The sequence below is a fragment of the Spiroplasma endosymbiont of Tiphia femorata genome (assembly GCF_964020225.1).
Taxonomy (GTDB): domain Bacteria; phylum Bacillota_I; class Bacilli_A; order Mycoplasmatales; family VBWQ01; genus Spiroplasma_E.
On the sequence record NZ_OZ026544.1, the window covers coordinates 628725 to 641376 of the forward strand.

Here is a 12652-nt window from a genome sequence, read left to right on the forward strand (position 1 = left end):
TTTTAATCTGTGTAGTTTAATAATTTTTTGAGTTGTTCATTAGTTGCAGTTGAAAGTGAAAGTATTGAAATAAAATATAAGTATTTGTTTTCTATTAAATCTTTTCTAACTTTATCAATTTGTTTTCAAAAATCTTCGATTTCTTTTTTGCTTAAATTTTCATCATTAATGATGAAATTACCATTAGTGTCTATTTTTGTTAGTGATCTACTAGCAATTAAGATTGGTCTGATTTTTAAATTCATAATTTTTAAAATTACATCTGTTACTAAGTTATTGTTATCGGAAGTTAATAATAATTGTTTACTTTCATCAAAAGTATTTTTAATACTTTTAATTGCTTCAGAAACTCTTCCTTCGGATTTATTTACTAATATTGAACTTGTCAAAATTATAAAAAAATTTCAGGCAATTTTTGTTGGTTTTTTATTAACTCCACTTTCTGATTTTAGAAATTTTTTAAATAAATTTATATCAACATCTCTAATAAATATTTCTTTAAAATATTTTCTTAGTTTTATTTTTAATTCTTTTTTCGTTCCTATGATTTGACTAAAATCATTTGAAGAAAGTATTCTTTTAACTTTGTTTTTTTTGTTTATAATTTAATAAAAATTTTATTAGTAAAAACATTAAAAGTAATATGAAAAAAATAAGTAAAGCGATACTTGAAATATAAGCTATTCAATTAAATATTTTAGTTGTAGTCAATTTGCTTTTCCTTAGTTTTATCCATAAAATGTTAAACATAATAGTATAAAAAATACATAACTTTTATATTTATAATTTGGGGTATTAGTTTAAAAAAATAAAAAAATTTAGTATTATAATTTTTTAATTAAATAGTTACTTGTTTTCTGTTAGTTATTAATTTTATTTTAGATTCTTATTAATATTTGTTGAAAATTATTATGATATTAATAATAATATTCCATTTTAATTATATACATATATAATTTAAAAAATCTATTAAAAAGCAACATAATATAAGAATTTTTTAAAAAAATTATTGTTATAATGCTTCTTTTTTATGTATTTTATACTGATTTGTGTAGTTTAATAATTTTTTGAGTTGTTCATTAGTTGCAGTTGAAAGTGAAAGTATTGAAATAAAATATAAATATTTGTTTTCTATTAAATCTTTTCTAACTTTATCAATTTGTTTTCAAAAATCTTCGATTTCTTCTTTGCTTAAATTTTCATCATTAATGATGAAATTACCATTAGTGTCTATTTTTGTTAGTGATCTACTAGCAATTAAGATTGGTCTGATTTTTAAATTCATAATTTTTAAAATTACATCTGTTACTAAGTTATTCTTATCGGAAGTTAATAATAATTGTTTACTTTCATCAAAAGTATTTTTAATACTTTTAATTGCTTCAGAAACTCTTCCTTCGGATTTATTTACTAATATTGAACTTGTCAAAATTATAAAAAAATTTCAGGCAATTTTTGTTGGTTTTTTATTAATTCCACTTTCTGATTTTAGAAATTTTTTAAATAAATTTATATCAACATCTCTAATAAATATTTCTTTAAAATATTTTCTTAGTTTTATTTTTAATTCTTTTTTCGTTCCTATGATTTGACTAAAATCATTTGAAGAAAGTATTCTTTTAACTTTGTTTTTTTGTTTATAATTTAATAAAAATTTTATTAGTAAAAACATTAAAAGTAATATAAAAGAAATAAGTAAGCTAGAACCAGAAATAACACCTATTCAACTAAATACTTCATTTTGACTCAATTTAATTTTCCTTTCAAATAACATGAAATATGATATTGATATTTAATCTTAATTATACATAGACATAATAAAAAATAAATATTTATTAAGTGTATTTTACAAATTTTTGAATATGTGAAAGGGTCACCCCTAAGTTGCAAAAAACAATGTTTTAAGTTAGTAAGGAGACTCTTTTTATGACAAGATATAGTAAGGAACTAAAATTAAAAATAATAGAACAATATTTTGCTGGTAAATCTGCCACAACATTAAGCAAAGAAAATAAAGTTAGTAGAAAGATAATTTATATTTGATTTATAGCACCTAATTTACTAAAACAATCTGATGATAGCATTAGTTTTAGTGTTAATAAACCATTAGAAAAAATTGCTTTAGATATTAGTGAATTTAAAATTAATAATCAAAAATTATATTTATGAGCATTTGTTGATTTTTATTCACGAAAAATAGTACATCACCACTGATCTAAAAATCAAGAAAAATCACATCTTATAAAATCTTTAAAAAACATGTCTAATAAATATAATTTGCATAATACAATCGTTTATACTGATCGCGGAATACAGTTTAGAACTCATGATTATTGAAATTATGCTAAAAAAAATAATATTCAATTAAGCATGACAGATGGCTATGCTTCATATCAAAATGCAATTGTTGAAACTGTATTTAAAATTTTAAAAGTTGTTTATTTTAAAAGACAAAAATTCAAAAATATAAATGTATTTTTATTACATATGAATCATGGTATTTGAAAATATAACAATACAAGATTCCATACAAAAATAAAAAATATCCCAGAAAAAGTGTTTCAATTACTTTTTCACTAGAGTGTAATTATTGCAACTTAGGGGTGACCCTTTCCCTCAAAATATCAAAAGTGGTCCAGTAAATTAGGAACTAATCACCTTTGAAAATTAAATTTATTGTTGGATAAGGTAAATTAAAATTATCCAATTCTTTTCTATCATTAAATATAAATCCATTTTTTAAATAAAAACTGTAAGCTCTAGTATTTTGTTCATTGACATCAACTTGATTTATATTAAATTCTTTAATTAATTTTTTTAATATTTTTGAACCAAATCCTTGATTTAAATAATTTATATCTAAAAATAAAGCTTCTAATTTTTGTTCTAAAATAATCGAAAATCCAATAACTTGGTTATAATCATTTTTATATCATAATTGAACATTTAAATTATTTAAATTTTCTTTTAGTGTTTTATTAAATAACAAAAAATGTTCATGTTTTAAAAACACATGTGTTTTTAAAACATTTTTTTTCCAAATTTTATGAACCAAATTAAAATCTTTATTTTCTTTTACTATTATATATTTAAGATTTTCCACAAATTTTTCTTCCTTTATGTACTGTTTTTAAATTTTATCACATAAAGTGTTGCCTTTTCAACTAAAATGGCATTGGTTAGATAAGTGGAATGGCAACCCTTTTTAGGACTATTTTTTGGTAGACATTTGTTTTTGATAATTAATTGGAGTTAAGTAGTTTAGAGTGCTATGAATTCTTATGTTGTTATATCAATTGATATAATCAAATAATTGTAGTTTTAATTGGATAAATGATGTAAAAATTTGTTATTAATAAATTCGGTTTTGAAAGTTTTAAAATTTGCCTTAGCAACAGCATTGTCATAAGGACAGCCTTTTTTGCTTAAAGAGCGGGTAATGTTGAATGCTAGTAAAAGTTTATTAATAGTTTTATTATTAAACTCATTACCGCGATCAGTATGAAATATTTGGATATCTTTTAAACAGCGATTTGATTGCTTAAATGCTTTATGTACCAATGATGCATCTTTTTAGTACCTACACTATATCTCCAATAATTTCACGGTTAAATAGGAAAGGGTCGCCCCTAAGTTGCAAAAAACAATGTTTTAATTTAGTAAGGAGACTTTTTTTATGACAAGATATAGTAAGGAACTAAAATTAAAACTTAGATAAAAAAATATTTTTTGTTAAAATATAATTGATTTAATTTGATTTATGAAAGAGGTAATGATTATGAAACAATATTTAGATTTATGTCAATATGTTTTAGAAAAAGGATATAAAAAAGCTGATAGAACAGGCACTGGTACTGTTTCTACTTTTGGTTATCAAATGCGTTTTGATTTACAAAAAGGTTTTCCCATATTAACTACAAAAAAAGTTCATTTTGCTTCTATTGTTCATGAGTTATTATGATTTATTGCTGGTGATACTAATATTGAATATTTAGTTAAAAATAATGTTAGAATTTGAAATGAGTGACCTTATAAGAAATTTATGGAAAGTAAAAAATATCAAAATGAAACTTTAGAAGAATTTGTTGAAAAAATTAAAACTGATCATCAATTTGCTCTTGAATTTGGTGATTTAGGACCTGTTTATGGTAGACAATGACGTAATTTTAATGGTGTTGATCAATTGCAGGAGTTAATAGAAAATTTAAAAAACAATCCTTTTTCACGAAGACACATTTTATCAGCATGAAATCCTGCAGAAATTAAGAATATGGCACTACCACCATGTCATACTTTAATTCAATTTTACGTTTCTGATGATAAAAAATTATCTTGTCAATTATATCAACGTAGTGCAGATATTTTTTTAGGAGTTCCTTTTAATATTGCTTCTTATGCATTATTAACAATAATGTTAGCACAAATATGTGGCTATCAGTTAGGAGAATTTATTCATACTTTAGGTGATGCTCATATTTATAGTAATCATTTTTCACAAATTAATGAACAATTAAGTAGAAAACCAAAATCATTGCCAATTTTAGTTATTAATAAAAATATTACTAATTTATTTAATTTTAAATTTGAAGATTTTAAATTAGAACAATATGATCCATATCCGTTGATTAGAGGTCAGGTTGCAGTATAATGGTAATTTTAGTTTGAGCAATGACCAAAGAAAAGGTAATTGGTTTTAATAATAAATTGCCCTGAAAAATTAAAGAAGAAATGCAATATTTTCAGAGCATTACTTTAAATAAAAATGTATTAATGGGTTCAAAAACTTTTGAAAGTATTGGCAAACCACTAAAAAATCGTTACAATATAGTTGTTACTAATCATCAAGAACGTTATCAACAATTTCTAAATGATAATAATATTACTTTCACAAATGATATTATTTCATATTTAAAACAATATCAAGGTAATAAAAAAAGAGATATTTGTATTATTGGTGGTGCTGAAATTTATAAGCAGGCATGAGATTATGCTGATTATTTATATGTTTCAGTCATTAAAAATTTATATAATGGTGATCTTTTATTTCCTGTTAGTAATTTTTCTGATTTTAAATTAATCAAAACAACAGAATTTGCAGAATTTGTAGCGAATGTGTATCAAAGAAAGGAAAAATAATAATAATGAACATTTGAAAAGCAATTTTAACTTGACCTTATTTATTACAAACTTATAGTAAATCAGGTTCAATGACAAGAAAGGTATTAAAAGACCCAAGTTTAGTTTCTGAAGCAAAACGATATATTTGATTGAAAAAACGTGTGCGTTATATTAAATGATTATATAATATTAAATTAACCGTTCATAACATTGAAAATTGACCAAAAAGAAAAGGTTGTGTAATGGTTGCCAATCATCAATCAAATTTTGATCCATTATTAGTATTATCGGTAAATGATTATAGTTTATATGCACCTTTAGGTTTTATTGCAAAAGAAGAATTAAAAAAAAGCCATTTGGCACGAAGATTTATTTTTTTAATTGATGTTTTATTTATTGATCGTAATAATCCACGCACAGCCATTACGACTTTTCAAGAAGCAAAGGAATTAATTAGAATTCCGCGTACAATGATGATTTTTCCAGAAGGAACAAGAAGTCATCAACAAGAAATGCAAGAATTTAAAGCAGGTGCTTTTAATATGGCATATCAATCTTATGTACCAATTATTCCTGTTACTATTATTAATTCTTATCAAATTTTTGATCGAAAATATAAAGGCAAAAAAGATATTCATCTTATTTTTCATAAGGCAATTGAACCAAGTGAATTTATTAAATTATCTACTGATGTATTATCAAAGCAAGTATTTAATATTATTAAAAAAGGAATTGATGATTTTAGCAATAATAAAATTTAAGTAGTAATAATAAAAGGTTGTTAACTAACAACCTTTTATTATGTTTAAGAGTCAATAATTAATTTCTGATGTGATTTTTGTTTTTTATAATTACGTAAATTTTTTACTGATGTAATTATTAGTGAAGAAGATGTATATCAAATTATTACGATAATTAATCATAGTAGGATATTAATAAATTGTTCTTTATTTAAGCCAAGACCATTTTGTAATAATAAGAATACACTTAAGTAAGCACAAATAACACCAATTGATGCACCTAGTGTGAAAGCAATTGCTGGTTTAATTTCATAGTTTTTATCTTTAATAAAACGTGTACCAGCAACTGGCATTAAAAAAGCTGCAGATCCCATCATAATTGGAAAAGCACATTCAGCGTTAAGACCTAATAAATAAGTAGTTGCCATTGCTGGAGCATAAATACCAATGCCTAATGCCATGAAAGCACCAAGGATAAAGAATATACTAATACCAACCAAATATTTTCATCAAATATCAAGACTATTATTATTACCCGCTGTTGGCATAATTCCAATTTGTTTTTGACCTAAAAGCATGATAATTGAAACAATAAATAATAGAACACCAATAAATAGTTGTGATCAACTAAGTTTAATTTTATTTGCGATAATGGCGCCTAAATAGGCACCTAATGTTGCAGCAGAAATTAATGAAACTAGTGTTGGTCATGCTACTTGAATTAAAGCAATAAAAATAATTGCTTCTAAACAAGTAGGAATACTATGACCAACATTCATAATTCCTAAAATTTTTTTATCATTACGTACCTGTTTTGTTAATTTTAATAAAATAATACTTACTGCAAATGAACCAATACCAATTGTGTCACAAAAATCAGCAATAAAACCAATTATTCCTAGTTTTCAAAATCGTTGTTTAAAATTATCTTCAAAATTATGGATATGTTCTTTATCAAATTGTGAATAACTATTTTTTATAAGATATCATGTAAAAATTGCTACTATTATTAACAAAATAGTAATAAAAATAATAGCAACAATTGAGGGTTTTCAAATATTTGTTAAAAATAAAGTAAGTAATAATACAAATAAAGAAATAGGAATTATTAATAAACTATAGTATATTGTTTTTTTATTCATAGTTTTGTTCCTTTTTCTTTTAATTTTATTTTTGTGTTATTTAGAATTTTATCATGAAAAAATACAAAAAAATATTATTATTTTTTAATTTTTATATTTCTATTTTTTACTAAAATTATATTTTTAATGATTGGAAATAGTTTAAAATTATTTATTATTTTTTAACACTTTATTTATTAAAAAAATATAATAAAATTAACTTTAATTATTTAATTATTTAACAAAATTAATAAATTAAATAATTAAAGTTAATCTAAACTTAGGGGGTTTATATGAAAAAATATTTATCTATATTAACAGCACTAACTTTGACTACTGGAACAAGTCTAGTAACTAGTTCAATGGTTAACTCAAATGTAATTAAAACAAATCAATTATCTGAGATAAAAGAATCAGTTTCTTGAACTACTAAAATTGCTCATGTTGCTGGTTTTAATTTTAAAGATAGTCAAACTAGTAGTATATCTAAAACAGTAAGCAATATTGATACTAGTATTAGGAGTTATAAATTACTTTTAAAAGATAGTAAAGTAGGATATTGTTGATCTGATGGTAGTAATGCAGGATGACAAGATCAAGTTGTATATAGTCAGAAAGAGTTTAAAATTAATTTTGGTGAACAAAATAAAAAATTTAAACTATCAAGTGGTATTTTTGTAAATAAAACTAAAACTGCAGCAATAGGTTATACTGACTTATATTTATATATTAGTTATAATCATGAAGGATTAACTTATAAATTTGAACAAATTAATCAAGCTTTTCAATCAGCATTGTTTGGGTGAGCTAAAACGGGTGCAGAATATAATTTTGAATTTGATATTATACCTAGTTAATTGTTAATATTAAAAATTATTAATAATAAAAGTGATAATAATATTATCACTTTTTAAATTATTTTCTTAAAGAAAATTTGATTTATTGCATTTATTTGGTAAAAGATGATTTTGTAAATCTGTAGAATTTATTTGTTCTTTTCAAGAATTTGATTCATTAATTATTTTTTGTATTTCTAAATGTCCATTTCTAGTAGATCATGTTAAAGCACTATCACCATTAGCATCTAAATGACTAATATCTACACCATTTTTATTAAAGTGTTAACTACATCTAGGTGTCCGTTTCTGGCAGCTCATATTAAGGCATTTTCACCAATATTATTTTCACGATTAATGTTAATATCATTTTTTATTAAAATTTTAACTATATCTAAGTGCCCATTTTTAGCAGCTATTATTAAAGCAGTATTATTAAATTTAGTTCTATGTAGAATTACATCAGAGTTTATTTTAATTAAAGTATCAACTATTTCTGTGTATCCGTTTCTGGTTGCTATTATTAAAGCACTATCACCATTAGCATCTATGTGATTAATATCAACATTTTTTGTTTTTAGGAAATTGTTAACTATTTTTGTGTGTCCGTTTTCAATAGATAATATTAAAAACGTGTTTTTATTTTTGTCTATATAATTAACATCAGCATTATGTTTTAATAAATTATTAATTATTGCTATGTGTCGATTTTCGGTCGATATTGTTAAAGCAGTATCACCAAAGTCATTTATATAATTAATAATATCACTATTTTTTGTTAATAAAGCATCAACTATTTTTGTGTGTCCGTTTCTGGCGGCACATATTAGAGCAGTATCGCCATCTATATCTTTATCATAAACATTAGCATTATTAGTTAATAGTATGTTAACTATTTTTGTGTGTCCGTTTCTGGCGGCACATATTAGAGCAGTATCATCATTTGTATCTTTATGATTAATATTAGCACCATGTGCTAGTAAAGTGTTAACAATTTTTGTATAACCATTTTCAGCTGCTCATATTAGAGCACTATCATTAAAGTCATTTGTATGATTAAGGTCAATTTCATTTTTTATTAAAGTGTTAACTACATCTAGGTGTCCTTCTTTGGCAGCTCATATTAAAGCACTATTTTTGTTTTTATCTACATTATTAATGTTAGCACCATATGCTAGTAAAATTTTAACTATTTCCAAATAACCTTTTCTGGCGGCTATTATTAAAGCAGAGTCACCAAGGTTGTTTACATGATTATTAATGTCATTATCTTTTGTTATTAAAACTTTAACTGTTTCTGTGTGTCCGTTTTCAGTAGCTCATATTAGAGCAGTATCACCAAATATATTTGTATCATTAATATAAGCACCATTTTTTAATAAAGTTTTAATTGTATTTACATGCCCATTTTGTGCTGCTGATATTAGAGCAGTATTACTAATTCAATTTTTGTGATTAATAATCTTACTATTTGTTGCTAATAAAGTGTTAACTACTTCTGTGTGTCCATTTTTAGCAGCCATTCTTAAAGCATCATCACCAAAATCATTTATATGGTTAATATTAGCGTTATTTTTTAATAAAGTTTGAACAATTTTTAAATTACCATGTTCAGCAGATATTGTTAATGGACTATTACGATGTTCATCTACATAATTAACATCAGCGTTATTTTTTAATAAAGTTTGGGTCAATTCCAAATCATCATGTTTAGCGGCTTTAATTAATTTTTCATTTTTATTAATATTTATAGTTGTATTTAATTTAGATATTTCTTTTAAATTAGACATTTTTTTCTCCTATCAAATTAAAAAACCTATTTATTTTAAAACTAAAATAAATAGGTTAAAAACTTATATTAAGTTTGAAAAAATTATAGCATAAGATTTATTTCTATAGTAAATATAGATAATTGCTATTTAAAATTGCAAACTTTAAGATTAATTAGCTGTTATAATCATTTTTTAAATACTTTAATATATCCCATTTTTATTAATTGACTTAGCACACAATAAGTCATGATTATTCCTAAAACAATTGGAATATAGACTGGCGGTGGTCCTACCATATTCATTTGATGACCAATGTAAGTATAAGGTAAACTTAATCCAATGGTACAAATAACAATTGCCATTATATTTACTGGTCAAGTACCACGACTTTGAATAAAAGGAATTTTTTCAGTTCTAAACATTTGTACTATTAATGTTTGCGTTAATAAACCTTCAATAAATCATCCTGAGTTGAACATATTAATATTTTCTGCAGAAGTATTAGCAAAGACACCAAATCCAAATCCTAAAATTGCAAAAGTAGAGATATCAAAAATGCTACTTATAGGTCCATTAATAAAAGCAAATGGTAACATTCCTTTTGGATTTCAGCGTTGTGGTTTTAATAAAAATGATGGATCAACACGATCAAAGGCAATAGTAAATTGTGAAATATCATATAATAAATTTTGAAATAATAATTGTACTGGTGACATTGGTGCAAAAGCAAATCATGCTGATGCTACTAGCACACTAAAGACATTACCAAAGTTAGAAGCAATCGTAATTTTAATATATTTTAAAATATTTCCAAAAATGCGACGACCTTCAATAATCCCTTTTTCTAAAACTAATAATGATTTTTCTAATAAAATGATATCTGATGCTTCTTTTGCAATATCAGTAGCATTATCAACAGAAATTCCAACATCAGCATTTCTTAATACTAAAGCATCATTAATACCATCACCCATGAAACCAACAACGTGATCATTACTTTTTAAAGTTTGAATAATCTTTGCTTTTTGTAATGGGTTTAGTTTAACAAAAATATTATTATTTTCAACAATTCTTTTTAATTCATATTCAGTTAGGCCAGTTAATTGTTCACCAGAAATTAATCCTTTAATTTCTAGATTAACACGATTACAAATTGCTCTTGTTACTAATTCATTATCACCAGTTAATATTTTAAGATCAACACCATGTGTTTTTAGCAATTTGATCATTTTTGTTGCTGTAGGTTTTGGTGTATCAAGAAAAGTTACAAAACCAAGAAAAATTAAATTTTTTTCGTTTGTTTCATTATATTTATTATTAGTAAGATTTGTATCTTCATATGAGACACCTAAGACACGTAATCCTTGTTCATTTAATTTTGTTATTTTTTTATTAATCATTTTCATTAAATCAGAATTTAATGGTATTACTTTATCTTGATAAACTATACGATTACATGTATTAATAACTTCTTCAATTGCACCTTTACAAATTAATTTTTTATTATTTAATTTATCTTCTAAAACAACTGTTAATTTACGACGATTAAAATCAAAAGGAATTTCATCAATTTTTTGATAATAATTACTTATATTTTTTAATTTATTTTTTTCTCCAAATTCAAGTATTGAATTATCCATTGGATTTTTTATTCCTGTTTGAAAATAACTATTTAAATAAATAAACTTAATTAAATCATTATTTGTTTTATTGTCCAATGTTATATGGTTGACTACTTCAATATTATCATTAGTTAAAGTTCCTGTTTTATCAGTACATAAAATATCAATTGCACCTAAATTTTGAATAGCAGCTAGTTGTTTAACAACTACTTTTTGTTTACTCATTTTACTAGCACCTCGTGCTAGATTAGAGGTAACAATCATTGGTAGCATTTCAGGAGTCAAACCAACAGCAACCGAAATTGAAAAAATAAATGCTGCAGGTCAATCATTTTTTAAAAGGCCATTGATAATTAACACAATGGGTACCATTACTAGCATAAAGCAAATTAACATTAAAGTAACGCGTTTAATTCCTTTAGAAAAACTGCTTAATGGACGTTGTTTATTTATTGTATCAGCAATAGTAGCGAAGTAAGTGTTAGTAGCTGTTGCTATAACAATAGCAATTGCACTTCCAGAAACAACACTTGTTCCCATAAAACAAATATTTTGTAAATCAAATAAGTTTTGATATGCAGGATCGTTAATAGCGTGTTTTTCAGTAGGTAGTGATTCTCCTGTTAATGATGATTGATTAATAAATAAATCGTTACTTAATAAAATTTTTAAATCAGCAGGAATTAAATCACCAGCTGATAAATAAATTAAATCACCGGGTAACAATTCATTAACATTTATTTCTTGTGCTTGTTTAATTATTTTAATTGAGTTTTCTTTAGTAATTTGATTAATGTTTATATTACGAATAACAGTAGTTGTATTTTTGACCAAAATTGTTAAATGTTTAGTAATAAAAAAAGCTCGTATTGATTGAATGTAAATTAAGGTTCCACTTAATAAAATCATAGTTCCAACAATAATAGCGGCAACCAATGAATAAATTGAAGTATCATTTGTTGTAAAATATGAGAATAAATTATAGATAGTAATAATTGCTAAAATTATATTGAATGGTCCAAAATATGCTTTTAAAAATTCTAAAATTCAATTAAATTTTGTATTTTTTAAAGTATTAATACCATATTTTTTTCTTCTTATTTCAATTTGGTCTGTTTTAAGACCAAAATTATGTAAATCTAAATTTTTTAGTAATTGTTTTTGGTTAAATTGTGCAATTTGTTTAATATAATCACCATTTGTGTAAACTAATGGTTTTTTAAAACTAAATTGTAATTTAAAATAAATTTTGTTTAAAAAAATCTTCATAATTTCTTTACCTCCTTATTTTTCTTATTTTAAGACTTTTAAATAAGGATTTAGAAATTTATTAACACGGTAAAAAAATATTTTTTTAGTAAAAATACTAGGAGAATATTTGACTGAATCTTTATTTAAAAGTACACTTTTAAAATTAGTAATTTTAAATTAGTATTGTTTTTA

General features: G+C 23.5%; 11 protein-coding genes and 1 pseudogene. 5 read left to right on the forward strand and 7 right to left on the reverse strand.

Annotation, left to right across the window (positions count from 1 at the left end; translation table 4 throughout):
* Nucleotides 1-2 precede the first annotated feature (2 nt).
* Nucleotides 3-389: a hypothetical protein gene (locus AACK83_RS03850; RefSeq protein WP_338959492.1), complete on the reverse strand. Its 387-nt coding sequence runs from the start codon at nucleotides 387-389 to the stop codon at nucleotides 3-5.
* Nucleotides 390-1012: 623 nt separating this feature from the next.
* Nucleotides 1013-1750 (reverse strand): hypothetical protein, encoded by a 738-nt coding sequence (locus tag AACK83_RS03855; RefSeq protein WP_338959494.1) that lies wholly within the window; start codon nucleotides 1748-1750, stop codon nucleotides 1013-1015.
* Between the two features lie 176 nt (nucleotides 1751-1926).
* On the opposite strand from AACK83_RS03855, the gene AACK83_RS03860 reads away from it, so the two are divergent.
* Complete coding sequence (locus AACK83_RS03860; RefSeq protein ID WP_338959495.1) at nucleotides 1927-2580, forward strand: DDE-type integrase/transposase/recombinase; 654 nt, start codon at nucleotides 1927-1929, stop codon at nucleotides 2578-2580.
* Nucleotides 2581-2650: 70 nt separating this feature from the next.
* On the opposite strand, the gene AACK83_RS03865 is transcribed toward AACK83_RS03860, so the two are convergent.
* Nucleotides 2651-3103, reverse strand: a complete 453-nt coding sequence (locus AACK83_RS03865; RefSeq protein WP_338959496.1) for a GNAT family N-acetyltransferase — start codon at nucleotides 3101-3103, stop codon at nucleotides 2651-2653.
* Between the two features lie 108 nt (nucleotides 3104-3211).
* Nucleotides 3212-3616: pseudogene (locus AACK83_RS03870) on the reverse strand (IS3 family transposase); the annotation flags it as partial.
* Between the two features lie 162 nt (nucleotides 3617-3778).
* On the opposite strand from AACK83_RS03870, the gene thyA reads away from it, so the two are divergent.
* From thyA to AACK83_RS03885, 3 genes are read left to right on the forward strand one after another with little or no spacing between them, the layout of a single operon-like run.
* The gene (gene thyA, locus AACK83_RS03875) at nucleotides 3779-4648 is read left to right on the forward strand and encodes a thymidylate synthase (protein ID WP_252320867.1); all 870 of its coding nucleotides are present in this window, start codon (nucleotides 3779-3781) and stop codon (nucleotides 4646-4648) included.
* Nucleotides 4648-5136, forward strand: coding sequence for a dihydrofolate reductase (locus AACK83_RS03880; RefSeq protein ID WP_338959497.1), 489 nt, complete (start codon nucleotides 4648-4650; stop codon nucleotides 5134-5136). The genes thyA and AACK83_RS03880 overlap by 1 nt, the downstream gene beginning before the upstream one ends.
* A gap of 5 nt (nucleotides 5137-5141) precedes the next feature.
* Nucleotides 5142-5879 carry a lysophospholipid acyltransferase family protein gene (locus tag AACK83_RS03885; protein ID WP_338959498.1) on the forward strand — a complete coding sequence of 246 codons (738 nt, stop codon included), beginning with the start codon at nucleotides 5142-5144 and terminating at the stop codon, nucleotides 5877-5879.
* Between the two features lie 44 nt (nucleotides 5880-5923).
* On the opposite strand, the gene AACK83_RS03890 is transcribed toward AACK83_RS03885, so the two are convergent.
* Nucleotides 5924-7000 (reverse strand): sulfite exporter TauE/SafE family protein, encoded by a 1077-nt coding sequence (locus AACK83_RS03890; RefSeq protein ID WP_338959499.1) that lies wholly within the window; start codon nucleotides 6998-7000, stop codon nucleotides 5924-5926.
* Between the two features lie 272 nt (nucleotides 7001-7272).
* On the opposite strand from AACK83_RS03890, the gene AACK83_RS03895 reads away from it, so the two are divergent.
* The gene (locus tag AACK83_RS03895; protein ID WP_338959500.1) at nucleotides 7273-7836 is read left to right on the forward strand and encodes a hypothetical protein; all 564 of its coding nucleotides are present in this window, start codon (nucleotides 7273-7275) and stop codon (nucleotides 7834-7836) included.
* A 242-nt stretch (nucleotides 7837-8078) separates the two neighbouring features.
* On the opposite strand, the gene AACK83_RS03900 is transcribed toward AACK83_RS03895, so the two are convergent.
* On the reverse strand, nucleotides 8079-9605 hold the full coding sequence (locus AACK83_RS03900) for an ankyrin repeat domain-containing protein (protein WP_338959502.1): 1527 nt from the start codon (nucleotides 9603-9605) through the stop codon (nucleotides 8079-8081).
* Nucleotides 9606-9766: 161 nt separating this feature from the next.
* Nucleotides 9767-12478, reverse strand: a complete 2712-nt coding sequence (mgtA, locus tag AACK83_RS03905) for a magnesium-translocating P-type ATPase (RefSeq protein ID WP_338959504.1) — start codon at nucleotides 12476-12478, stop codon at nucleotides 9767-9769.
* Nucleotides 12479-12652: the final 174 nt, after the last annotated feature.